The 24,352-nt window shown below is 50.9% G+C and carries 17 protein-coding genes and 1 riboswitch; of the genes, 4 read left to right on the forward strand and 13 right to left on the reverse strand.

The annotated features are described in order from the left end of the window. Window positions 1-9 precede the first annotated feature (9 nt). Window positions 10-1,635 carry a PhoX family protein gene (locus M4D81_RS05010; protein WP_260065096.1) on the reverse strand — a complete coding sequence of 542 codons (1,626 nt, stop codon included), beginning with the start codon at window positions 1,633-1,635 and terminating at the stop codon, window positions 10-12. 739 nt (window positions 1,636-2,374) lie between these two features. Then, window positions 2,375-3,226 (reverse strand): lipoate--protein ligase family protein, encoded by an 852-nt coding sequence (locus M4D81_RS05015; RefSeq protein ID WP_260064776.1) that lies wholly within the window; start codon window positions 3,224-3,226, stop codon window positions 2,375-2,377. A 524-nt stretch (window positions 3,227-3,750) separates the two neighbouring features. On the opposite strand from M4D81_RS05015, the gene cysK reads away from it, so the two are divergent. Then, window positions 3,751-4,638, forward strand: coding sequence for a cysteine synthase A (gene cysK, locus M4D81_RS05020; RefSeq protein WP_397376660.1), 888 nt, complete (start codon window positions 3,751-3,753; stop codon window positions 4,636-4,638). 118 nt (window positions 4,639-4,756) lie between these two features. Here cysK and M4D81_RS05025 read toward each other — a convergent pair. From M4D81_RS05025 to tenA, 10 genes are all read right to left on the reverse strand, one after another. After that, a protein-coding gene (locus M4D81_RS05025) for an IS1182 family transposase (RefSeq protein ID WP_260064779.1) occupies window positions 4,757-6,117 on the reverse strand; the annotation gives its coding sequence in 2 pieces (ribosomal slippage) (window positions 4,757-5,550 and window positions 5,550-6,117; 1,362 coding nt in all). Window positions 6,118-6,266: 149 nt separating this feature from the next. Further along, window positions 6,267-7,505 carry a DUF4073 domain-containing protein gene (locus M4D81_RS05030; protein ID WP_397376661.1) on the reverse strand — a complete coding sequence of 413 codons (1,239 nt, stop codon included), beginning with the start codon at window positions 7,503-7,505 and terminating at the stop codon, window positions 6,267-6,269. A gap of 627 nt (window positions 7,506-8,132) precedes the next feature. Beyond that, window positions 8,133-8,726 (reverse strand): TetR/AcrR family transcriptional regulator, encoded by a 594-nt coding sequence (locus tag M4D81_RS05035; RefSeq protein ID WP_311200607.1) that lies wholly within the window; start codon window positions 8,724-8,726, stop codon window positions 8,133-8,135. A 172-nt stretch (window positions 8,727-8,898) separates the two neighbouring features. After that, window positions 8,899-10,065, reverse strand: coding sequence for a dicarboxylate/amino acid:cation symporter (locus tag M4D81_RS05040; RefSeq protein WP_216533247.1), 1,167 nt, complete (start codon window positions 10,063-10,065; stop codon window positions 8,899-8,901). 423 nt (window positions 10,066-10,488) lie between these two features. Further along, window positions 10,489-12,504 carry a fructose-specific PTS transporter subunit EIIC gene (locus tag M4D81_RS05045; RefSeq protein ID WP_260064783.1) on the reverse strand — a complete coding sequence of 672 codons (2,016 nt, stop codon included), beginning with the start codon at window positions 12,502-12,504 and terminating at the stop codon, window positions 10,489-10,491. A gap of 262 nt (window positions 12,505-12,766) precedes the next feature. Next, the gene (locus M4D81_RS05050; RefSeq protein WP_260064784.1) at window positions 12,767-14,719 is read right to left on the reverse strand and encodes a BglG family transcription antiterminator; all 1,953 of its coding nucleotides are present in this window, start codon (window positions 14,717-14,719) and stop codon (window positions 12,767-12,769) included. A 262-nt stretch (window positions 14,720-14,981) separates the two neighbouring features. After that, a complete protein-coding gene (thiE, locus tag M4D81_RS05055; RefSeq protein WP_260064785.1) occupies window positions 14,982-15,656 on the reverse strand; it encodes a thiamine phosphate synthase in 675 nt (224 codons plus the stop codon). After that, window positions 15,653-16,669 carry a bifunctional hydroxymethylpyrimidine kinase/phosphomethylpyrimidine kinase gene (gene thiD / locus M4D81_RS05060; RefSeq protein WP_260064786.1) on the reverse strand — a complete coding sequence of 339 codons (1,017 nt, stop codon included), beginning with the start codon at window positions 16,667-16,669 and terminating at the stop codon, window positions 15,653-15,655. Before thiD ends, thiE begins: the two co-directional genes overlap by 4 nt. Continuing rightward, complete coding sequence (gene thiM / locus M4D81_RS05065) at window positions 16,666-17,508, reverse strand: hydroxyethylthiazole kinase (RefSeq protein ID WP_260064787.1); 843 nt, start codon at window positions 17,506-17,508, stop codon at window positions 16,666-16,668. The genes thiD and thiM overlap by 4 nt, the downstream gene beginning before the upstream one ends. A 52-nt stretch (window positions 17,509-17,560) precedes the next feature. Then, window positions 17,561-18,247, reverse strand: a complete 687-nt coding sequence (gene tenA, locus M4D81_RS05070) for a thiaminase II (RefSeq protein ID WP_260064788.1) — start codon at window positions 18,245-18,247, stop codon at window positions 17,561-17,563. A gap of 139 nt (window positions 18,248-18,386) precedes the next feature. Beyond that, a riboswitch (TPP riboswitch) is annotated at window positions 18,387-18,490 on the reverse strand. Between the two features lie 264 nt (window positions 18,491-18,754). Here tenA and M4D81_RS05075 point away from each other — a divergent pair. Further along, window positions 18,755-19,255 (forward strand): VOC family protein, encoded by a 501-nt coding sequence (locus M4D81_RS05075; protein WP_260064789.1) that lies wholly within the window; start codon window positions 18,755-18,757, stop codon window positions 19,253-19,255. A 1,842-nt stretch (window positions 19,256-21,097) separates the two neighbouring features. Here M4D81_RS05075 and M4D81_RS05080 read toward each other — a convergent pair. Beyond that, window positions 21,098-22,123 (reverse strand): ABC transporter substrate-binding protein, encoded by a 1,026-nt coding sequence (locus tag M4D81_RS05080; protein WP_260064791.1) that lies wholly within the window; start codon window positions 22,121-22,123, stop codon window positions 21,098-21,100. Between the two features lie 197 nt (window positions 22,124-22,320). Here M4D81_RS05080 and M4D81_RS05085 point away from each other — a divergent pair, with 197 nt between their 5' ends. Together M4D81_RS05085 and M4D81_RS05090 are read left to right on the forward strand one after the other, a co-directional pair. Next, complete coding sequence (locus M4D81_RS05085; RefSeq protein ID WP_260064793.1) at window positions 22,321-23,304, forward strand: FecCD family ABC transporter permease; 984 nt, start codon at window positions 22,321-22,323, stop codon at window positions 23,302-23,304. Then, window positions 23,301-24,347 carry a FecCD family ABC transporter permease gene (locus M4D81_RS05090; protein ID WP_260064794.1) on the forward strand — a complete coding sequence of 349 codons (1,047 nt, stop codon included), beginning with the start codon at window positions 23,301-23,303 and terminating at the stop codon, window positions 24,345-24,347. Before M4D81_RS05085 ends, M4D81_RS05090 begins: the two co-directional genes overlap by 4 nt. The last annotated feature ends 5 nt before the right edge of the window (window positions 24,348-24,352 follow it).

A 24,352-nucleotide genomic window follows, 5' to 3' on the forward strand; every position in this document is an offset into this window, starting at 1 on the left:
CGATTGGTATTATTCCAGTTTGAAGCCGCTAATTGCCACGACAGCGCAGCGCGCCATGTTTTCGCCGGAGCGGTGAGGCCATGTGCTGGTTGGTTTGCTGAGGTCCTCCGTATTCTCGCCCGGGTGCTGAACGGACAGGAAGAGCGTCTGCTCGTCGGGGGTGAAGAATGGGCCGGTAAGCTCGGACTCTACCGGACCGGAGGCGAATTGAAGCGCGACTCCTTGATCCGGCCCGCTTGTTGGAATTACAAACAGTCCGTTGTTCATAAAGGATTTGTGAACCCCTTTGTTCTGGCTGCTGCTGGAGATATCCGTTACGACCCACAGATCGCCGTTTGAATCGAACGCCAGGTTGTCCGGCGAGCTGAAGCCGGATTGGCGTCCACCGGCCGCAAAGATTTCAAAGTCGAACTCCATCGCGGCCAGATCGTTGCCCGCTTCAAAAATGCGTGTAATATGGCCATGAATGTTGCCGTGATTGTCGTTGTTCGTATGGCAGACAAACACCGTGTTATCAAACGGCGAGATTTCGATGTCCTCTGGACGGTCCGTCGGTGTTCCGCCGACAAGACGTGCAGCTTCCTGACAGTAAGTGACCACATCGCCTTGGGATTTGAATTTAGCTTTGGCCTCTTTATCTTCTGCGGCGGCCTTGTTTACAGCTTCCAAGGTGACCGGCATCCATTTGCCTGACTTCAGGTTGGCAACGTACAGGGTTCCGTCTTCCAGAAGCGCGGAATTGGCACGGCCTTTGCTCTTGTCATATTTGTTCTTGCTGATGAATTTATAGACGCAGGCATCCTTCTTGTCGTCGCCCATATAGACAACGACCCGGCCGTCTGCGGCAAGTCCCATGGCGGTATTCTCATGATTGAATCTGCCGAGGGCGGTGTGTTTCTTCAGGAAGGATTTATCGAACGGGTCAATCTCAACCACCCAGCCGTAATGCGTATCCGGCAGGTTCGAAACCGCCGCGGTGTCCTCAAAGTTCTCTTCGCAGGACAAGACCGTGTTCCACAGCGTCACGCCGCCGGAGCAGTTGGCAAACGTGCCGGTAGCCGTCGTTGCGCCTTTCAGGGCAGGGATGCCTTTTGCCGGGCCGGTGATATCGAATTTGCTGAAGCCGTTGATACGGCGGGCATGGGTGGAGGTGGTGTCCATTTTCCATACACCCTTTTCGTCACGGTATACTTCAATGACCGACATGCCTTGGTAATACAGGTTTTTATGGATTTGATCTGCCGTCATCTTCCCGTCCTTCACAGGGCCGATCGAGAAGATGGTGGAGTACTCGTGATTGTTGACCAGGAGGCCGCGGACATTGGAGCCCTTAATCGGGAAAAATGCGTTGTAATCGCATCCGGAGCCAAATTTTTCGCCAGCGGGATTGATCACGTCATCGAAAGCCGCAATGACATCATATTTAAAGTTTTTAGGCAGGACGAGCTGGTCTGCTTTGGTTGGTTCGATTGGCTCGAAGTAGCCGCTGACCCGATTCGTTTTGAATCCGAACAGATGATTTGCGGTTCCGGACATGGCGGAAGCCTTCCCTTCCAGTACACCTAGGCCTGCGGAAGCGGCTGCCAATGCGGTTGCGCCCGTACCCAGATAAGACAGAAACGTTTTGCGGTCCATCGTTTTATTCAAGCTTATCCACCCCTAATGTATAAATTGCCATCAGGACAAGTTTATAGGGGAAGTGTTAAGGGAATATCATCGGTGAATGGTGGAATTGTAAAAATAAAGTAATCTAGGTATGATACACGGTTCTAATTTTAATAACTTGGCCTAACTGTCAGGTGATGGTGCCAAAATGAAAGATTCAGATATTTGGATCCCAGGGTGAATTGATTATTGGATTGAATTGATGGATGGATGGATGGATTGTGTGGATCGACCCGAACGGCTGATTCGTTACGATCAACCTGCTGTGTCGGACGGATAGAATGAATCGAAGGACGCGATTGGATTGATGGACGGATTGTATCAATAGGGCGAGGTTTGTTGACCCGCGGAATACCAGACACTGCATGAGTGTGTTAACTGTTGCGATGATTTGAGGACAGAGGTTCCGCTATTACGCCAGAATTGGTGGGTTGAGGGTTAAATGAGGACACTAGATCCGCTATTACATAGAATATGGCTGTTATTCGTGGTATTTATAGTAGATAGCGGATTCTGAGTCCGGAAGTACGGGGAAAGTTGCTGTTTTTTTTGAAATAACGGATCTAGTGTCCATTAGTTTGTTTATTCGTCTCTTGGATATCCGCAAGAACAGCAAGAACTGTTGCATGCTCCTGTCAGTACCGCAAAATGAAAGAATATAAAGAACCATATAGAACTGATTATCAGCCTCTATGGTTCTTTATGATGTTTAATTAAGGTTATACCGCTGCCGCATTTGCTCAGCCATATTACGAATCTCCTCCGAGCCTGGCATCGTAAACCTGGAAGCGGCCTCTGTCAGCTCCTTGCCTGACTGCCAGCTGCGGATGACCTCTTTTACCGCGGCTATAAACGCGTGCACGGCGTTCTGGCCGGTGCCGATGCTCGTAAGCTCTTCAAGACTGGCGGTGCTGTTAGCTTCTACCAGAGGATACCGCTTGGGGTCTGCTCCCGCAGCGGCAATATCATAGAAGGAACGAACCAGCCGGGCGCGCGCGCTGCCCGACCCTTCGGCGATGATAAAAGCCTGGATAATGAACGCTTTCCGTTGCCGCCGCTGGGCAATACCGCAGAATTTAAGGCCGCCTATGCTTAAATCGAACGTTCCCGGACAGAAGGCACCGGCAATTTCGCCGGTATCTACGTTCTGTCCGGTGCCGCGGAGGGCTTCCCGGATCAGCTCCACCATGATTTCAAAGTCCTGATGAAAGTCAGGCGCCGGTCCCGCAGAGGAAAAGGGGAGGATGAGGGACAGGTTCACCACGCCAGCATCCAAGGGTACGGCAGCACCGCCCGAATGGCGGACGGCAGTGTCATAGCCGAGAGAGCGAAGCATGGTTTCCCCTTGCGGCGCATAAGGGAGGCGGCTGTCGCGCACGCCCATCACAAAAGCGCGCGGATGCCGCCACAGATGACAGATGGCTGGCCCGCCATCTCCGGTCAGCCTGCATAGGAGCTCGTCCAGAGCAAAATGGTACAGTACGTCCTGGTGCGATAAATCATGGGTCCGGTCGAGCAGCAGAACGGGTTGATCTTCAGGTAGTGACAGCGGAATATTCACGCTTTCTTGCGCCTCCTCTAACATGCGGATCGTGCACAAGACCATGGAAGAATTTTGTCTTCCGAGGGGGAGCCCGACCGTTATTCTCTTTGGATAGCATACCATAAATTCATACGGAAGCGGCGAGCCTGGCCCGGCTTAACGCGGTCTGTCTTCTGGGAATGTACGTCGAATGACGTTTTTGTTAAGATATCAGAAAGCATAAACTTCGAAGCTTGTAGCTTCCTGATATCGCAAGAAAAACTTCCTCTAAACGCGGTCTGTCATCTGAGAATGTACGCCGATCGACGTTTTTGTTAAGATATCAGAAAGCATAAGCTTCCAAGTTTGTAACTTCCTGATATCGCAAGAAAAACTTCCTCTAAACGCGGTCTGTCATCTGGAAATGTACGTCGGAGAACGTTTTTGTTATAATCCGAGTAAGCTTATTTTCTTTATAGTAATTCGGTTTGGTGGAGGATGATTTCACTTCATATATAAAGGAGAGTTTCAACATCGTGAAGATTTATAACAGTGTGGTGGATATGATCGGTCAGACGCCCATGGTGAAACTTCAGCGCCTAGTGCCTTCAGGCGCTGCCGATGTCTATGTAAAGCTTGAGAGATTCAATCCTTCCGGCAGCGTGAAGGACCGCGCGGCGTATAACCTGATTCATACCGCCGAGGAACAAGGACTCCTCCAGCCGGGCGGTACCATTATTGAGCCGACAAGCGGGAATACCGGCATTGGCCTGGCGATGATTGCGGCCGCCAAGGGTTACCGGGCTATCCTGATTATGCCGGACAATATGTCCAAGGAACGGATCAATATATTGAAGGCGTACGGCGCGGAGGTCGTGCTGACACCGAGCAGCGAACGCATGCCGGGTTCGATTGCCAAGGCGCTGGAGCTCAAGGAGCAGATTCCCGGAGGCTTCATTCCGCAGCAGTTCGAGAATGCGGCCAACCCGGATATTCATCGGGTGACTACGGCGCCGGAAATATTGGAGCAGATGGAAGGTCGGCTTGACGCCTTCGTGGCGACGGCGGGAACGGGCGGTACCGTAACCGGAACCGGGGAAGAGCTGAGGAAGTCCTTGCCGAACCTGCACATCGCGGTAGTCGAGCCGAAGGGCTCGCCCGTGCTCTCCGGCGGACAGCCTGGACCGCACAAGCTGGTGGGCACGAGCCCGGGCTTTGTACCTAAGATTCTGAATACGGGCGTATATGATGAGATCATCCAGATCGCCGACGAGGATGCGTTGCAGACGGTGCGGGACTTGGCCCGCAGGGAAGGCATTCTGGTAGGACCGTCCTCCGGCGCATCGGTATTCGCTGCTCTTCGCGTAGCGAAGCGGCTGGGGGAAGGGAATCGGGTAGTCTGCATTGCCCCGGATACGGGGGAGCGGTATTTGAGCATGGATATTTTCTAAGTGAGAAGGACCTCCGGTTAACCGGAGGTCCTCAGAGTGTCGAGAAACCCTGTACTTTTTTCAAAGTACAGGGTTTCTCCCTTTCTAAGTAGTCACTTCAAGAGGGGAAATGGGGGGATTACCCCCTGTTTTCCAAGCGATCCAGATGGATCGCCATCTTCTTCATGTTTTGCACGGCTGCTGTCATCAGAGCTTGTTCCCTGACGTTTTGCAACCCGCGCAACCGGCAATAGCGAAACCCATGGAGCTCTTTGGCATCCGCGAAGCTTCGCTCAATCGTTTCTTTTCGCTTTCGGTATAAATACTTGCCGGATCGGCTGAGCCGGTTGTTTCGCACCCATTCCTTGCTGTCTTCCCAGACATGGCGCGTGACAATCTTGCGGTGATTCCGTGAACGGGTACATTGCTCCAGCATCGGGCAAGTCTTGCAGTGCCTCGGATCCGAGGCATATTGCCGGTATCCTTCTCGATTCGTGGTGCGGTACAACAATTCATGCTGAGCCGGACAAATATACCGGTTGCGCTCGGCATCATAGGTAAACTTCCACTTCGGAAACAAGCCTTGGGTCGGATGAAATCTCCGGTGAGCAATCACGCCAAAGATCCCCCGTTCCTGCAATCCTTTGCAGATGGGGGTTGTTAAATAACCTGAATCCAGGGCAACGGCTTCAACTTCAAAACCAAATCGCTCTCGTTGGCGATCCAAACGCGACAAATACGGTACAGAATCATGAACGTTTCCCGGCGTGACGTGGACATCGGTAATCAGATTGTATTTTAGATCAACGGTCCGGTGATCTAAATAAAAGAATCCTTCCGGTTTGCCATCGCGAATCATATAACCGCTATCCGGGTCGGTTTTGCTCACCTTGATTTCTTTCTTCTCGACCACATCCTCTCTGGGTTTTAAAGCTTTTTTCCATGCGTCTTCCGGTCGGCTTCTACCGCACCATTGAGTTCGTCCATGTATTCTCGTGTGTTTTGTAAAACCTGCTGCTTGGTGTACTGGTGCTTGTTCGCATTGGCCTTCACATGCGTGGAATCCGAAACCAGGACTCGTCCGCCGACCATGCGATGCTGGATTGCCTGCAGCACAATCTCATCGAAGATATCTTGAAAGATATGGGTGTCTTTGAAACGAGTCCGTCGGTTCCAGCTAATGGTGGTATGGTCCGGAACTTTGTCGGTCAATCCCAGACCAAGAAACCAACGGTATGCCAGATTCGTCTGAATCTCGCGTTCCAGTTGACGCTCCGAACGGATGCCGTAAAAATAACCGAGGAAAATCATCTTAAATAACACGACAGGATCGATGGCTGGTCGCCCATTATCAGCACAGTAAAGCGGACGGACCTTTTCGTCGATGAACGAGAAATCGATATACTTGTCTACTTTACGGAGCAGATGATCTTGAGGGACCAGTTCTTCAATCGAAACAAACTCGTAAGCCTGCTGTTTTTCTCGGTTAGAACGCAACATGTTTAACACCCTTCCGAACGGTTTATTTACTAATATTATATAATATTAACGCGGTGTCGTGTTGAATTAAATGTATAAAAAATAGCTGTCGAGACTTTCTCGACAGCCTGAGAGCGTTGATAGAATCAACGCTCTGTTTTTTTCTAACATTATTTTTTAAAAGTCACCTTCTTAGATAATCCATCTTCCAGGTTCATTTCACCTTTATGGCGAACGAATACATTTTGGTTTCCTTCAAATTTCGGAGAGTTCTTTGGATCATAGTCAACCCAGCGACCATTCCCATTCACAGAGTATTCCATGTATTGGGTAGCACCAATGAGTTCATTTTTTTCATCATCAGCTTGAACATTAGGTGGTAATTGAGCAACCGTACCATGATGCACACCCAGCTCTTTAATGACTTTATCTGTTTTATAATCATACGCTTTTATTTTCACATCATTTCCGTTCACTTCAACCTGAAGTCCCTGTTTAAAATCATTGCCCGTCGACACTTCACCACCATTAGGCCCTGCCGATGCCCAGCCCGCTTGAATCCCAGCTGTGTTCACAACAGTAAAACCACGTTGATCTCCACCTTCTACTACCTTTTTACCTGCCCAATCCGGAAGATTCAGATCCCAGTGACTGTGGCTTGTAAAAAGAATGACTTGCGGATAGTCCTTTAATATAGCTTCTAATTTAGCCTGGTCTAAGTAATCACCTGTATACGGCGATTGATTGGAGCCTGAGATACTGTCCTTGAGGATATGATGACTAAAGAGGAAGATCGGTTTATTTGGATCGTTCTTGGAATATTCCTCAAGATTCTGCTTTAACCAATCAAGCTGCTCATCGCTAAGATAAACCTCATCCCACAAAGACGCATCATGATAGTGCATATATTTTTCGGTTCCTAAGAAAAGGAACGGATATCCGTCTAGCTCTTTTTTATGGTAGACTTTCTCCTCGCCAGTAAAGTTATAAAAATTTTGGAGCATTTCGGATTCCGGCGTATGATTCGGCCACGTGTTTTGCGCTAATTTATTTGGTGTTGCCCATTTCGGTTTATAAAACTCATGATTTCCTATGCTGTACCAAACATGTTCTGGATGAGGATTATGATTTAACACCTGTTGTACGGCTTGATATTCAAAATCCCAACCTCGGTCCGTAATATCACCGTTCACGATTAATGCTTTTGAAGCAGGGTTTACCTGTTTCATATCGTTAAGTACATGCTTAAAGTCATTGAGATCCCCTTGAATGTCACTGATGACATCAAAAGTAAGACCTGGATCTTTGGAGAATAGGTGTTCATCCAGTTTTGCTTGAGCTGATCCTGAAAAAGCACCTGCATTGAAAACAATAGATGCTGCCATAATACTTGTTAGTAGCTTTTTCACCATGATTCCTCCTAGTTATCATCATTTTCAGAATATGGTCCGCAAAACGATATAAGTTTCTATTTTATACTAAACCGGAAATATTAAGGTAATATTCTCCTAGAGTAAATATTGCACAAAAAAATGTAAATAAACGAGAGTTGCAACCATATCTATAGAAAATAAAAAACACATTCGATTAATCATATCCAATCCCTTAGCCGCTTTATCTTCATAGAAAATACCGTTATCCAAGTCTATCTCATCTAATTCACCAATTGGTGTCCGGTATGATCAACAATTTCAACTTCTTTTATTGCATGCAAAAAAAAGAGTGCAGGTTCAGCCGACACTCGCTAGTCTTGCGCACTGTACGTCAAACTGTAGGCGTTGTTTAACTCTCGCCATTCAAACAGTTCACGAGCTTAATCTTTTTATTGTTTTTCTTCCTTCTTATTTCCTAAGGAGATTAAAAATCGCCTCCAGCCGTACGCTGTGATTGCATGACTCGCAGGAATATTTCCCTTTCTGGTTTTCCTTGAAATTTTTATATCCCACGCTTCCTTCGTACAGCCGAAATGTCTTCTTGCAGCAAAAGCATTCCACCTCATAATAAATCAATATGCTTTCACCTCCCTGGGAGCGTTCTTATTTGCGCGTGGCGTGATCAAAGATCGTAATCAGCTCCTGCACATAAGCCTTTACATGAAGATCGGGGTTTCTCATCAATTCCAGGCTGAATCCATCGATGGCATGCCGGATAGCGAGCGCCATGACTCGGGAGGATAACGGGGTGAATTCTCGAAAGGTTCCTTCTTTCGCCCCTGCATGCAGAATCGCCTCAATCGGTTGAACCACACCTTCATCCGTATCCGCCGAAAAACGAGGTTTCCCCTCCTTTGTCCACATGCCCGTCACGATTTCCACAACGGCAAAAACCATCTTCCGATGCTCCACGATAAACTCCAAATTCGCTTCAATATACTTCTTGAGCCTGTTTCTGGGAGAAGCTTCGCTACGCAGAATCGGCTGCATAAAGGACTCATAGGCGATATAATACTCCGTCACCACCTGCTCCAGGAGCTCATCCTTGCCCGCAAAATGATAGGAAATCACTCCTTTGCTAACGTTGGCGCGCTTGGCGATTTGACCTATCGAAGCTTGGGCATAACCGACATCGGCAATGGTTTCGATCGCGCATGCCACGATCTGCGCACGGCGAGCCTTCTCAATAAACGACATTTCCTTTTGGTCATCCGTTTTATTTTTAGTATTCATGATTATATTTTAGTACGATCGTACAGAAAAAATCAATAAGAAGCCTGCCCATCTCTTAGGAAATGGGCAGGCTTCTCCTGAACTCTTATAGGGTGCTGGGTTCTGATCATTCGCGATGTAAATGTGCTCACGTTATTCACGCAGGCTCAGATTTACTCACGCGGTCCGTAATCACGGCGATAGCTCCATCTCCGGTTACATTACAAGCCGTTCCGAAGCTGTCTTGCGCAATATAGAGGGCGATCATGAGCGACGTTAGCGTCGTATCGAAGCCCAGCATGGACTCCAACAAGCCGAGTGCCGCCATGACGGCGCCTCCGGGAACTCCGGGAGCAGCAACCATCGTAATGCCCAGCATCAGAATGAAAGGGAACATCATGCCAAGAGAGGTCGGCATCCCTGTCAGCAGCATGACGGCCATCGAGCAGCTTACCAGCGTAATCGTGCTGCCGGATAGATGTATAGTTGCGCATAGAGGGATGACAAAATCAGCGACCTTCCCACTGACTCCGTTCAGCTTGGTTTGGCGCAGCGTAACCGGGATGGCAGCGGCAGAAGACTGCGTACCTATCGCCGTAAAATAAGCTGGCAGCATATTCTTCAGCATGGCAAACGGATTCTTATGCGCGACTTGACCAGCAACCAAGTATTGTATGATCAGGAACAGCACATGCAGGACAATGATCATAATAAATACTTTGGCGAATACCGACAGGATCATGGTCACTTGCCCGCCATAGGTTAAGTTAGCAAACACGCAGAGGATATGATATGGCAGCAGCGGAATGATGATCGAGGCAATCAGCTTCTCAACAATCTCGCGGAAATCAACCATGACCTTCTGCAAGGCTTGCCCCTTGATTACAGCCGCTCCCAGCCCCAGCGTAAAGGCAAGGAGCAGGGCAGTCATCACCCCGAATACAGGCGGCATGTCAACTTTAAAAAAGGGTTCCAGCAGCGCCTCTTCCGGATTGGTGTAGGAATTAACCAGCCCGCCAACCTCCAACATATACGGATACAATAGCGTCGCTGCCAAGAATGCCAGCAGTCCCGCGATTATGGTGGAGAGATAAGCAAGGCCCGTGGTTACGCCCAGCAGGCGACCGGCTCCTCTTCCCAGCTCCCCGATCCCGGGAGCAATGAATCCGATGATAATTAAAGGTATGGCAAACCCAAGAAAGTTTCCAAATAACCCGCTAAAGGTAGCTAATCCGGCAACCAGCCATTCCGGTGAGAACGATCCGATCGCAATGCCGAGCAAAATGGCTATAAGGATTTTCGGAAGTAAGCCAAGTTTTTTCATGTTCATGCTGTTATCACCCACAGATGTTATTTTCGTTTATTGTCCACTCTAAACGGACAAAATCCATTGGACACGGAATGAACAAACTTTATCATATTCTGGATATCATTGTCATTATGCAAAATATGACAGCAAAACATACCCTTAATAGATCAGATGACAGATATACAGATATGAGTACCAAATACATGGAAAGGCGAAATGCCTACTTCGGTTCAAGTATGTGCAAAATTGAAGCCAGCCCCGCTCATTTCTGTGCGGGGCTGGCTTCATTGGAATGGCTTCATAAAACCCTAATATGATGAGATAACGGCAGGATTATCTCCAATAGATCAGCCATCATCCTTCTGCGATAAGCCAAGCTCCTTGGCTACTTTTGCCCACCCAACCAATGGCTAGGTGGAATCACTTTAGCATCTTGAATCAATGCACCTGATCGAGCAATTGATAGGCCTCTTCCTTCGTTGTCACCGCCAAGAGCGCTTCTCTGAAATCATCGTCCATCAGCTTGCGGGACAACATTTGCAGCACTTTTAAATGCGCATTCTGTTTGCTATTACGCGGCACGGCAATCATAAAGATCAGTTTGGCTTCGCTGCCGTCAAGACTCTTCCAGTCTACACCATCCTGCTGGATACCAAAGACCACGCTTGGTTTCAGGACAGCATCCGATTTACCGTGAGGAATCGCAATATTCATGCCGATGCCTGTGGAGCTTTCTTGTTCCCGGGCTAATATGGCCTGTTTAAAATCTCCGTCAGCTCTTACCGCCCCATTCCGCTCCAATACACCGATCATTTCGTCGATAACCGCATCCTGTGTCGTTCCGACCAGATTCAGGTTAATGAGATCCGGTGTAACAATATCCGTCAATTTCTCAACGCGGATAGCAGAAACTTCCGTTGCTGTACCGTTATTCATTACGGTTGGAACCGCTTCGGCTGAGTCCGCAGCCAAAGGTGCATCCACATTTACTACGGACGCTCCACCTGCTTCGGCAGGATCCTCTATCGCTCCTTCTCCAACAACTGCCGGAGTCACAGCTGAAACGTCTTTCTTGAGCAGGCTCACCATGATAACCGATACGGCTGCGCCGACAATGACAGCGAGGAAGAACATCAACACATGATCAACGGCACCGAGCACGGCTACAATCGGACCGCCATGGGCTACGCTGTCACCTACACTTCCAAACATGGCAATCACTGAACCGGTCATCGAACCGACCATGATACTCGGAATGACGCGTAGAGGATCTTGCGCAGCGAATGGAATCGCTCCTTCGGTAATACCGAACAGTCCCATCGTAAATGTTGCTTTACCTGCTTCACGTTCCGCAGGTGTAAACTTCTTTTTGTTAATCATTGCTGCCAGTCCCATAGCAATCGGAGGAACACAGATGGCAACGGCAATTTGGCCCATAATCTCATAGTTTCCTTCACCGATCATGGCCGAGCCGAACAGGAACGCAACCTTATTCACGGGCCCCCCCATGTCAAAAGAAATCATCGCGCCCAGAATAAGCGCGAGCAGAATCGAACTTGTACCCTGCATTCCTGCGAGCCAAACGGTTAACGCCTCAAACAGATCCGCAACCGGAGCACCGATCACAAAGACGAAGATTAACCCTACAACTAGCGAAGCCAGTACCGGGATAACGATAATGGGCATAATCGGCTGCAGCGAGCGAGGAACCTTGATCCTTTTAATAGCAAGTGCAACATAACCCGCCAGGAAACCGGCAATAATCCCCCCGATGAATCCAGCTCCCGCTTCACTTCCATAAAAGCTGCCGTTGGCAGCAATGAACCCACCGACCATACCTGGTGCAAGACCCGGCCTGTCCGCAATACTCATTGCGATAAAACCGGCAAGGATCGGAACCATGAAGGTAAACGCAGCCGCGCCGATACTCTCAATCGTTTTCCAGATCGAACCTTCCGGTATAACCAGCCCACCCGGCGTCTTTACGCCGCCCATCGTCAGTGCGATTGCAATGAGCAGTCCACCGATTACGATAAACGGTACCATATAGGATACGCCGTTCATCAAGTGACGGTAGATCGGATTTTGTTTAGGTTTGTTCTCTCCTGTCATATCTTCCGCAGCAGACTTGGACTGTGCTTGATAGACGGGCACATCCCCTTTCATCATCCGTTGGATCAGCTCTTCTGGACGACGGATACCATCCTGCACACCAACGACAAGCAGTTTTTTACCGACAAACCGGTCCTTCACCACCGTCTTATCCGCCGCGATAATAATGCCATCGGCTTCGTGGATATCCTGCTCCGTGAATTGGTTCTCCACGCCAATGGAGCCTTGGGTCTCCACTTTCATCTCAACGCCAAGCTTCGCGCCTGCCTTCTGCAGATTCTCAGCGGCCATATACGTATGTGCAATTCCGTTAGGACATGAAGTAATCGCTAATATTTTCATGTTCGTCATTCTCCTTTGCTGTCATGTTCCCGCTTACATTTATAGTGTACACGCTGAAAACGCTGTTATCGGATGAACTTTTTACCGGAACTTCCGGAAAAACAGGTTTATTTCGCAATAAAATATCCCACATAGCGGAGCCTATGCTGCGATGTTTTCCAAATACTTTGTAAGTACCCCGAAAAATGTAAAAAACAGGACGTATACCGCCCTGCTTCATCTTCACAGTTTCTAATACTAATCACGGTTTCTAATACTAATGTTACCCTTTCAACGTACTCAGCAATCGCATCACATCCGTCTCCTTAGTCAACGCACTGACTAAAGCCGGCTGCTCACTGATCAGCGACAATTCTCTGAACAGCTGCCGCATCTCTTTCCGCTCATCATGTTTAACCGCAAGCAAGAACACAAGCTCTACCTTCTCGGTTCCCCAGGGAATCGGCTGCTTCAAAGTCACAACAACGATGCAGGACTGTTTAACCCGCTCCGAGCTGCCATGAGGGATGGCAATGCCACCCCCAATCGTCGTAGCAGACATATGCTCACGATCCAGCACACTTTCCGTATACCCTGCCTCGACATACCCTTTGTCCTCCAGCATTTGAGCAAACTTGGCGATTAACTGTTCTGGACGCTTTACCTCCTGCTGAGGAAAGACCAGAAAAGGAGTCGTGTATTTCAAAAAGACCGATTCCTCAGCCGTCCTGCTGTCCGGCTCATCGATCCGCCGGATCGCTTGCTCCAGCTTCCGCTCGTCACTGGCCTCGAGCAGAGGGGAGACGAGGATATGTGGTGATTTTAGCTTGGGCAGATCAACGGTCGTAATGACAAGATCCACCTCATGAGCAGCCAAATAATCCTGCACTTCCGCTTTCGACATCGTTGCCTCTACATGCACGGACGGGAATCTCCGTTCCACCTTCGCGAGAAGCAATTGGGACATCCCAACGCCCATGTGACACACAATAATGACCTTCTGAGGGTGGCTTTCATTCTGGTGAAGCCGTTCCACAGACGCCTGAAAATGCAGCGTCAAATATGCGGCTTCCTCTTCGGGAAAGTACAGATGGAGCGCTCCCCCTACTTCTTCAAGTGCCATGATGACCCGATCGAACATATAGGGATACATCTTTTTGATCTCAGCCAGCATCGGATTGGACACAGCCAGACCGTAATGGAGACGGTTCATGGTCGTGTACAAATGCACTTTCAACCCGTTCAATAATACCTGGTCCTTGGAAAAAGGGATCATATTCAGCTCCGACATCCGCCGAATCAGTTGTTCAACCAATTGGGGCAGAAGGGGGTGGCTGTCTGCCAGATCGCTCCGCCCAGCGCCTCCGTCCTCCTGCGTGTATCGGAACTTCCCGCCAAGCAGGTGCAGGGTTAGATAAGCGGTTTCTTCCTTGGAAAAAGGTACAGCGAACAGCTTTTGCAGCTGCTTCAAAAAGCCTATCGCCCATTCAAATTCCGCTTTGTTCTCCAAAAAGGCCATGTCCTGCTCGGAGAGCGAAATCGGCTGTCCCAGCTTGGTCCGTTTGACCATGAGCAGAATATGCAGCATCAGGCTTTCAAAGGTTTCATCGGTGAAGCGGAGCTGATGCTGCTTTTGCAACGCCTTCAATTCATTGTATACGGTTGCAATCTCATGCGGTTCATACTGATTACGCATCATCTGTCCCGTCAACTCCGGACGGTTGATCAATTGGTTCAACCGCGCCAGCGCCATCCGTTTGTTCTTCTCCGTGCCCTCAATCATGAAACCTACACGCTGTTTCGTCATTAAGCTCAGATCAAAGCTGCGCAGCCAGTCCTCAATCTTTTCCATATCCCGACGGATAATTGCCTTGTTCACATAAAACGGTGAAGCCAGGTTCTGCAGGGTTACGGGCTTCGCGTTCATCAAGAGCCGATAGGCCAGGTGCAGCACCCTTTCCTCATCGGTTTCATTCTCGGTGGTACTCTCGTTGGAATACAAGCGGTGGAATAAATTAGCCTGATCCGCTTCTCCGATCTCCAGATATACGCCAAGTCCCGGCCTTTTCACCAGATGGCCACTGGAGTGCTGAACTATATATTCTTCAATCACCTTCAGATCGTTTCGGATCGTCTTCTCCGAGCACTCGGTCTGATCCGCCAGATCCTGAACGAGCCACAGCCGGTTCGGTTCCATTAACAAATTACGAAAAATCACTTTTTGCCTATTATTCATTCCGATCTCCTATTCAACTTATTTGGAGAGCTCACTATTCGTGGAGCAGGTACATTGTCCTACGTATATCATATCCGGGTCGCTATGGCAATCTGATCTGAGATGAAACGCGAGAATGGACCCAAAGAATGGCATGTTGAGGGATAAGCTGAACATATACAGTAATATAAAATCTGACGTAAACAAAAAAAGAGTGCCGAAGAAATTCGACACTCTTGTTCATGATCCTTTATCATGATCCTTATCATGATCCTCTTACATTTTAAAAAATTCGTTCGGTTGCACAGCGTATCTTTCCTATAAAAGCCTCCACAGCCTCTCGCGCCGACTTCGCTCCCGTCACGGCGGATATCACGGCGACGCCATCCGCACCCGCTCCCATCACTTCCTCCACGCGATCCACGGTAATCCCGCCAATTCCTACAATCGGCAGATGGATTCCAGCTTCGCGCATTTCTCGAAGAATCGCCGGGCCTTGCGCAGCCTTGGCATCATCCTTCGAGCGGGTCGGATAGATCGGCCCGATGCCAAGATAATCGGCACCGTGGAGAATGGCGCGCCTGGCTTCCTCAACAGAATGGGCCGAGACGCCCAGAATCCGATTGCCGATCCGTTCACGTACCGAAGCCGCAGATTCATCGTCCTGGCCGATGTGCACGCCGTCGGCGTTCAGCTTCAGTGCCAGTTCCACATCATCATTGACGATGAAGGGCACGCCTGCTTTGCGGCACTCGGCCTGGATACGGCGGGCCAGCCGAATCATCGGCTCGCCAACAAGTGCGCCCTGTCCCTTCTCGCGGAACTGGACCATGGTCGTGCCGCCAGCCAATGCATCCTGCACGACCCGGCTTGGCTCGACGCTGCAATTCACGCTGCCAAGTACGAGGTACATCCGTAGATGCTGCCTCATCATCTCGGGTGTCACTCTGCTCGTCATCGCAGCACCTCCTGATGCCGGCGACGATACGCCCAATGATTTGTTGGGCCGTGTCCCTGTCCCAGGTTTAAGCCGTCCTCAATGGCCGCCTGGATGAATATGCGCCCGTTCTGAATGGCATCGAATGCCCTCAAGCCTTGGGCCAGGCCTGCGGTAATGGCCGCAGAGAAAGTACAGCCGGTACCATGCGTATGAACGGTATGAATTCTTTGTCCATATAATTCTGTAAAGGCGATACCATCGTATACAAGGTCCATCACCGGAGGACTGTCGGAGTTACCGAATCTGTCATCATTCTTGATCATGGGGGAGCGTCCCTCATTAAACTCCCCGTTATCGCTGGCGGTTCTTGTTTGGCCATACGTACTTTCGGACTGAGACAACTCTTCCTGCTGCGTACCCGCCGCCATAGCTGATCCCCTGTCTCTTTCGTGATCCGCAATTTCACCGCTGCCGGTCATTCCCTCGTCATGGCCGCCTTTGATCACAACGATCTTGGGCCCCAGATCCTGGATACGTCTCGCCGCTTCCTTCCGATCTTCCTTCGTGCGGATACGCATCCCCGCCAATACTTCGGCCTCCGGTATATTGGGGGTGACAATTAACGCCAGCGGCAGCAAATCCTCTTTTAAAGCCTGCACCGCTTCGCTTTGCAGCAGCTCTGCTCCGCCCTTGGCGATCATCACGGGATCCACAACGACCTTCTCCCAGCCGAATGCCCGGATCCGGTCAGCAGCCAGGCGAATGATCTCGGCATTGAACAGCATGCCTGTCTTCAATGCATCGACTCCGAGGTCCGAGCCAACCGCTTCAATCTGCTCAGCAGCTGCTTCGGGAGGCAGCGGATAAACGCCTTGAACCCCCAATGTATTCTGCACCGTGATCGCCGTAATCGCTGACATGCCGTATACCCCAAGCTCCTGGAAGGTTTTCAGATCGGCTTGAATGCCGGCACCGCCGCCGCTGTCAGACCCCGCAATCGTCAGTGCCCGAGGAACGTGAGACTTGCTCATCGTGCGCCACCTGCAGCGGACGCTTCCGCTTCCCGGACAGCGGCATAGCCCTCCAGCGAGCCTGGTTGAAGCTTTGCCAGCTCATCCAGGAAAGCAATCTGGAAGCTTCCCGGTCCCTGGTCCGCGGTTCGCTCTGCAGCTCTCGCCGCCGCGGCCCCGTAGAAGGCCAGGCCCGCCGTACCGGCAAGCAGCAGGTTTGCTTCTACTGCGGCAAAGGCACCCAGCACCGAGGTCAGCAGGCACCCTGCCCCGGTCACCTTCGTGAGCAGAACATCCCCGCCGGTAATGATACGTACCTCGTTTCCATCGGTAATCACGTCCTCTTCACCGGTAATGGCCACGATCGTGCCTAATTCGCGCGCAGCCCGCACGGCCAGCTCGGCATGATCACTGCCCGTGCTGTTGCCAGCGTCTACGCCTTTGATCTCGCGGGCCTCCCCGACAAGGTGAGCGACTTCAGCCGCATTCCCGCGCACGAACGATACCTTCACCTCGCTTAGGATCCGCAGCGCCGACTCCGTTCGAAAACGGGTCGCTCCCGCACCGACCGGGTCCAGCAGGACCGGCACGCCGTGTGCGTTCGCCGATTGTCCGGCTATGATCATCGCATCCACAAGCTCGCGGTTCAGCGTGCCGATGTTCAATACGAGCGCGCCCGCGATGGCGGCCATATCCGCCACTTCCTCCGGCGCGTAAGCCATGACCGGCGACGCGCCCAGCGCGTACAAGCCGTTAGCCGTAAAATTCGTAACCACCACGTTCGTCATGTTGTGAACGAGGGGGCTCGTCTGCCGCACTTTTGTTAAAAGCGCCGAAACCTCTTTTTCCCATGTATGCATATGAATCAGCCTCTCTTCGCTATATTGGAATTTATGAGCTAGTTAGGTCTCCTTACAGCACCGCAGCCTGCAGCGGCACCGGCCATTCCTCCTGCTTATAAGCCATATCCCAAAACATATACTCCAGCTGGCAGCTCAGCATAAAATGCTCCTTCATCCGTTCTCGCTCGGCTGCCGTCGCATGCTCCGCCCATTCATCGACACGGCTGCAGAACTTGGCTGTCGCGTCTTCCCCCCGGTTGCCGTAGAAATAAATCCAATCGTAGAACGGATGGGATTCATCCGGCTTCACTTCATCCAGCAGCTTGCGGCCAATCTCCAGGTAGGTCCACGGGCAAGGCAGCAGTACGGCCATAATCTCGCCCAGACTGCCCTCATGCGCAACCGTGAGCATATGACGGATATAATGATGTGCGGACGGAGCCAGCGGATACCCCTGGAGCTCTTCGTAAGTCACCCCTGCGGCTGTGCAGAAATTTTGATGCGGATGCACCTCGCTGTGCAGGATAAATGAGATTTGTTCGTTAAAGGTTGCAATCTCTTCCCGGCTGCTCGATTTGGATATGGCAATTCCATAGATCCGCATGTAGGCATTCAAATACTCAAAATCCTGCTTCACGTAGTGAATCAGCTGTTCCCGCTCCAGTTTCCCCTCGGCAATGCCTTTTACAAAGGGATGGTCGAAGATTGCTTGAAAAATGTCTCCCGCCTGCTGACGGAGCTCTTGCGTAAAACTCATTTTTGTCCCCACCTCCAACATATTGAAGAGCAGGAAGTCCATAAGACACGACTTTCCAGGCAACGCTAAAAAGCCGCCCCGAAAACTGGAGCGGCTTCGTCAACAAGCCCGAGTGCGCCAAAAACGCACCAAGACCTTATATACGAAGGCTCCACTTTCCTACGCTAGTACGAACTAGATCAGGTTCAAAGGGTCCAAGATACGCTCCTGTCTCAGCCGCTAACGGCTCCCCTAGTGGACTTCCTATTCTTTTGTCTAATACTGTACATAGGTTTGTAGATGCTGTCAAACGTTAACGGTTCGCGGACAGAACCCCACTTGCGGAATCTTCCCGTAACCGGTTGATCATGATGTTGTACGGTGGCAGTATTCTTTTCGCGAGATAAAATCGCCGGCTGCCCCAAACTTGTTTCAGAATCACTGACGCTCGGCTGTCATGTATTCCCCTACATAATGAGTACATAAACGTTATTCAAATAAATGAAGTTTAAAGGAGCGAGCTTATTTATGACGAACCCATCAAAAGCGGTTAAACCCATTCCGGAGGGCTACACCTCCGTGACACCATGGATTATCTCAAGAAACTCCGCAGCGCTGATTGAATTCCTGGAGCAGGCTTTTCAAGCCGAAGAGTTAGCCCGCGTCTATGTTGGCGATAGTGTCATCGGCCATGCCGAGGTGCGAATCGGAGATGCCGTCGTGATGATGTTTGATGCGAAGCCGGAATGGCCGGATAGCCCGGCGTACCTCCGCTTATATGTTGAGGATTGCGACGCCGCTTACCAGCAAGCGCTCGCCGCAGGAGCCGTCTCGGTGACGGAGCCAACGAGTTTGTTCTTCGGCGACCGGGTGGGACGGGTACGGGACCCGTTCGGCAACTTATGGTGGATTCAGACGCGAATGGAGGACCTGACGCCCGAGGAGATGGAACGACGAGCCCAGGACCCGGATTACATGAAGGCAATGACCTATGTTGCCGGAGCTGAAATCGTGGTGAAGATTTCGTAACAAGGTGAAGTGAAGCAAAAGCGTTATTTCAGGGAGAACATCATGGGTGGTTCGGTTCCAAGGGGTATGCTTGGATGGCTGTCGATTATAATCGATGTAGGGACCGGGTAACTCAGAGTAGCTATGGTTTAGAGGTAGAAACCGAGGGAACACAGAGTATGTAGCTGAGGCTACTGCTGGGCTTGGTGTTACTGCTGGGCTGGGTGCTACTGCTGGGATTGGAGTTACTGCTGGGCTTGGAGTTACTGCTGGGCTTGGACTGCTGGGATTGAGGCTACTGCTGGGCTTGATGCGACTGCTGGGATTGAGGCTACTGCTGGGCTTGGTGCGACTGCTGTCTTGTTGCTACTGCTGTGATTGGTGCTATTACTGATCTTGATGCGGCTACTAGTCTTAATGCGACTTGCTCGAGGCAAACGGACTTAGGATCCGTTATTTAGCCAAATGGGTGTTATTTTCGAGTGCTAGCGGACACCAGATACGCTATTCATAGAATATGATGGCAAATAGGCACCTTATTGAGGTAATAAGAGATCCTGTGTCCGTTAGTTGTAAGAATTGGGACCGAATCAGGCAAATAAAGGAACTGGTGTCCGTTAACAGGTGGCCTTGGTGCTAACTGCTGGGATTGAGGCACTGCTGGACTTGGTGCTACTTCTAGGCTACTGCTGATCTTGGTGCGACTACTGATCTTGGTGAGACTAACTGGTCTTGGTGCAACTGATGGGATTGGTGCTACTGCTGTATTGGTGCGACTGCTGATCTTGGGCTACTGCTGGTATTGGTACTACAGCAGTGATTGATGCTACTGCTCGAGGGCAAGCGGACTGAGGATACGTTATTTAGCCAAATGGGTGTTATTTTCGAGTGCTAGCGGACAACAGATACGCTATTCATAGAATATAGGCGCAAAAAGGCAGTTTATTGCGGTAATAAGGGATCCTGTGTCCGTTAGTTGTAAGAATTGGGACCGAATCAGGCAAATAAAGGAACTGGTGTCCGTTAACAGGTGGCCTTGGTGCTAACTACAGGTGTTGAGGCTACTATTTGTATTGGTGCTACTACTGATCTTGGTACTACTGCTGGGATTGGTGTTACTGCTGATCTTGGGCTACTGCTGGTATTGGTACTACAGCAGTGATTGATGCTACTGCTCGAGGGCAAGCGGACTGAGGATACGTTATTTAGCTGAAAAGGCGTAATTTTCGAGAGCTAACGGACACCAGATACGTTATTTCTAGAATATGATGGCAAATAGGCACCTTTTTGCGGTAATAAGGGATCCTATGTCCGTTAGTTTTAAGAATTGGGACCGAATCAGGCAAATAAGGGAACTGGTGTCCGTTAACAGGTCAGGGGAAGCGGTACGAAGAACGGAGCTGGCAAAGCTGTGCCGGTGAGTGGTGTGCACGTAGCTACATAAGCGGTGAGGCGGTGGTGCTGCACACGCAGTGATACTGGCCACGCAGCATAGCGGCGATGCTGCCGACGCTGTTATGCGGTCGGCGATGTTGGCTATGCTGACCACGCTGCAATGCGACGATGTTGGCTAGGCTGTGATTGCCAACGTAGTGGTACTACCTACGCGTGTCGCTAGCGACGCTGCGTTGCTGCCGACGCTGCGATACTGCCGACGCTGTGATACTGCCTACACGCGATACTACCTACGCGCGTCGCTAGCGACGCTGCGTTGCTGCCGACGCTGCGATACTGCCGACGCTGCGATACAAAAAAGGAGGCGTCCCTCAAGATCTAAGATCTTTTGGAATGCCTCCTTTTTTGCTTTTTCCTAGCATCATCCGCTATACGACAATACTAGCCTGCTGCATTCGTCTTCATTCATTACTGAATGCCGTAAAACTCCTGAAGCTGGTCAATCATCAGATTCGCTGCCAGGATGCCGCCTGCTGTATTCCAGATGGCATCGTCCACTTTGTGGGCCTGGCCGTTCTTAACGACGTTCAGGTTTTTCCACAGCGGATCGTTGATCCATTCCTGCTCGGTTTGGTTGGCTCCGCCATCCCCGGTTTCATAAGTGAAGTAGAACAGTCTGTCGGCTTCAACCTCAGGTAAACGCTCCTTCGTGATCTCGTCAACGAAAGCGTCCTTGGCGTTCTTGGTCATGTCGTTGCGAGCGATGCCGATTTTATCGAAAATAACGCCCGAGAACGTATTGGTGTGGTATACACGTGTCTTGCCAGCCATGAAACGGACCACGGAGACGGTCTCGTCCAGCTTGCTTCCGGCCTTCTCTTTGAAATCCTGAATCCGCTTGTCGTATGCAGCCAATAGCTCTTCGCCTTCGGATACCTTGTTCAGCGCTTTGGCATACAGCTCAAAATTGTTCTGCCACTCGCCGCGCAGATCCTCAGCAAAAACAGTCGGCGCGATCGCCTTCAATTGCTCGTATACTTTCTCCTGACGCATCTTGTTGCCGATAATCAGGTCCGGCTGCAGGCCGGCGATCAGCTCGATGTTCGGCTGGCTCTCTTCCCCGACAACGGTAACGCCTTCCATCTGGTCTTTAATATGCGGATACCAAGGGTCCCCTGTCCAGGATCTAACGGCACCTACAGGCTTCACGCCCAATGCGAGAAGCGCCTCGGTTCCTTCGTTCGTAAGGACAACAACCTTTTGAGGCGTTCCTTTGATCGTCTCCGTCCCCATGGCATGCGTAACTTCATACGATTCGCCGCCGGCTGCAGCGCCGCTGTTGCCCTCTGCGGTTTTCGTTGTGTCGCTGCCCGCGTTGTTTGCATTTTCTTTTGCTGGGCTTGCTCCGCACCCGGCAAGAATCACAATCATGATGAGAGCCAGCAAGCTAAATTTGGGGCCTCTCGTTGGTTTATGCGCCACTTTTTTTCCCATTCCTATCTAAATCCCCCTTGTGTCATATCCCTCTACTTGAAAATCATTATCAATCACTGATTCAAAACTATAAAGGGTTTCATGAAAAATATCAAGATATTTATGAGAATGATTATCAAGCTCATTGACAGATGGGGTCCCTTCACCTAAAATTCATATGAACTTAATTATTCATGGACTTAAGAAAGTGAGTATATATGCGCGTATTCGGACTATTCATATCGCTGTTGGCGCTGGCTGCTGCCGTCATGGGCAGCATCGCATTTGGAGTAACGAACATACCTCTTCATCAGGTATGGGAATCGTTCACTCACTTCAACGGGAGCAACGATCATCTGATCATTCTCACAGCAAGACTGCCCCGGGCGCTCATTGCACTTGCCGTAGGAGCATCCCTGGCTGTTGCGGGTGCGCTCATGCAAGTCATCACGCGCAATCCGATTGCATCGCCCAGCACACTGGGCGTAAACTCCGGTGCGGCCTTCTTCATTATTATGTCGGCGGGTTGGCTGGGTATCAGCGGACTTCAATCCCTTACCTGGGTCGCGCTGATCGGAGCCGCGGTAAGCGGCGGTATTGTGTTTTTCCTGGGCAGCATCGGCAGGGACGGCATGACGCCGGTAAAAATCACCCTCGCAGGTGCCTCCATAGCCGCCTTCTTCCATTCCCTGACGCAGGGATTGATGCTCTCCGACGGCAAAATGTTCGACCAGGTGCTGGTATGGCTGGTCGGTTCGGTAGCCGGACGCGATTTGAACCAACTCGCAGCCGTGTGGCCGTACATGACCGTTGGCATGCTGGCTGCACTCCTGCTGGGCCGTCATCTGAACGCCCTCTCCATGGGTGACGACATCGCCCAGAGCCTTGGGCAAAAAACAGCCCTCATTAAGCTGTTAGCGGCAGCGGCCGTTATATTGCTGGCTGGAGGTTCCGTTGCCGCTGCGGGACCCATCGCATTCGTCGGAATCATCATCCCGCATATCGTTCGGTATTTAATAGGAAATGATTATCGCTGGATTCTGCCTTACAGCGCGGTGCTGGGCGCACTTCTGCTGGTGACGGCCGATCTCGGTTCCCGATATATTGCCATGCCGAAGGAAGTCCCGGTTGGCGTGATGACCGCAATCATCGGCGTGCCGTTCTTCGTGTACATAGCCAGGAAAGGAAGACGAGCACAATGAGTAAACACCGCATATTCCGCTCCAGGAACGCGAAAGTATCGTTTATGCTGGAGAGAAGAACACTATGGGTATGCCTGATCCTATTCGTGCTTTGCATCGCCGCCATGATTATTAGCACAGGAACGGGAAGCCAGGTTGTTTCACCGCTTCATGTCATAAGGGCATTGTTCGGCAATGCTCCGCCCATGGAGCAGGTCATCGTCATGCAGCTGAGGCTGCCCCGAATTATTATCGCCGTGCTGATCGGCGCCGCTCTCGCGGTGGCGGGGGCTATTCTGCAGGGCGTCATCCGCAATCCCCTGGCCTCCCCCGATGTCATCGGCATAACGGAGGGAGCATCGCTTGGAGCGGTTCTCTTCATCTTCATATTCACAGGCACCGTATCGATCCATTGGATGCCGCTATTCGCCATCCTCGGTGCTTTTTTCATTACCGGACTGCTGTATATGCTTGCGTGGAAGAATGGCGTATCGCCGCTGCGGCTTGTCTTGATCGGTATCGGAGTATCGGCTGCCATCAAATCAATCTCCTATATGCTGATCATATCCGGACCGCTGCAGTTGGCCGACCGCTCTCTTACCTTCATGGCAGGCAGCATTTACGGCATGTCCTGGGATAAGGACGTTATGACTCTGCTGCCTTGGATTGCGGTACTTCTACCGCTTACTTGGCTGCAAGCCCGCAATGTGAACATTCAAGCCTTAGGAGACGACGTTGCCAGCAGCACAGGCGCCCAGGTTCAGAAGCAGCGTCTGATTCTAATCGGACTTAGTGTAGCTCTGGCCGGAGCTGCCATCTCGATCGGCGGCGCCATCGCCTTCATCGGTCTGATGGCACCGCACATGGCTCGCAGGCTGGTGGGGCCCAACTTCGGAAGCGTACTGCCGGTCAGCGCACTGATCGGTGCGATTCTACTGCTTGTCGCCGACCTGGTAGCACGGACGGCATTTCTGCCGCGCGACGTGCCGGCAGGTGTATTCACCGCCGCGATCGGCGCGCCGTTCTTCCTCTACTTGCTGTATCGTAACCGCAATCGATTCTAGAACCG

The organism is Paenibacillus sp. p3-SID867, from assembly GCF_025142895.1.
Classification (GTDB): Bacteria; Bacillota; Bacilli; order Paenibacillales; family Paenibacillaceae; genus Paenibacillus_AQ.

What these genes read in the sequence shown, in the direction of transcription:
- M4D81_RS05010 (WP_260065096.1), bottom strand. Translation starts at nt 1,635, where the DNA reads ATGGACCGCAAAACGTTTCTGTCTTATCTGGGTACGGGCGCAACCGCA.
- cysK (WP_397376660.1), top strand. Translation starts at nt 3,751, where the DNA reads ATGATCGGTCAGACGCCCATGGTGAAACTTCAGCGCCTAGTGCCTTCA.
- M4D81_RS05035 (WP_311200607.1), bottom strand. Translation starts at nt 8,726, where the DNA reads ATGTCGTTTATTGAGAAGGCTCGCCGTGCGCAGATCGTGGCATGCGCG.
- M4D81_RS05040 (WP_216533247.1), bottom strand. Translation starts at nt 10,065, where the DNA reads ATGAAAAAACTTGGCTTACTTCCGAAAATCCTTATAGCCATTTTGCTC.
- M4D81_RS05045 (WP_260064783.1), bottom strand. Translation starts at nt 12,504, where the DNA reads ATGAAAATATTAGCGATTACTTCATGTCCTAACGGAATTGCACATACG.
- M4D81_RS05050 (WP_260064784.1), bottom strand. Translation starts at nt 14,719, where the DNA reads ATGAATAATAGGCAAAAAGTGATTTTTCGTAATTTGTTAATGGAACCG.
- thiE (WP_260064785.1), bottom strand. Translation starts at nt 15,656, where the DNA reads ATGACGAGCAGAGTGACACCCGAGATGATGAGGCAGCATCTACGGATG.
- thiD (WP_260064786.1), bottom strand. Translation starts at nt 16,669, where the DNA reads ATGAGCAAGTCTCACGTTCCTCGGGCACTGACGATTGCGGGGTCTGAC.
- thiM (WP_260064787.1), bottom strand. Translation starts at nt 17,508, where the DNA reads ATGCATACATGGGAAAAAGAGGTTTCGGCGCTTTTAACAAAAGTGCGG.
- tenA (WP_260064788.1), bottom strand. Translation starts at nt 18,247, where the DNA reads ATGAGTTTTACGCAAGAGCTCCGTCAGCAGGCGGGAGACATTTTTCAA.
- M4D81_RS05075 (WP_260064789.1), top strand. Translation starts at nt 18,755, where the DNA reads ATGACGAACCCATCAAAAGCGGTTAAACCCATTCCGGAGGGCTACACC.
- M4D81_RS05080 (WP_260064791.1), bottom strand. Translation starts at nt 22,123, where the DNA reads ATGGGAAAAAAAGTGGCGCATAAACCAACGAGAGGCCCCAAATTTAGC.
- M4D81_RS05085 (WP_260064793.1), top strand. Translation starts at nt 22,321, where the DNA reads ATGCGCGTATTCGGACTATTCATATCGCTGTTGGCGCTGGCTGCTGCC.
- M4D81_RS05090 (WP_260064794.1), top strand. Translation starts at nt 23,301, where the DNA reads ATGAGTAAACACCGCATATTCCGCTCCAGGAACGCGAAAGTATCGTTT.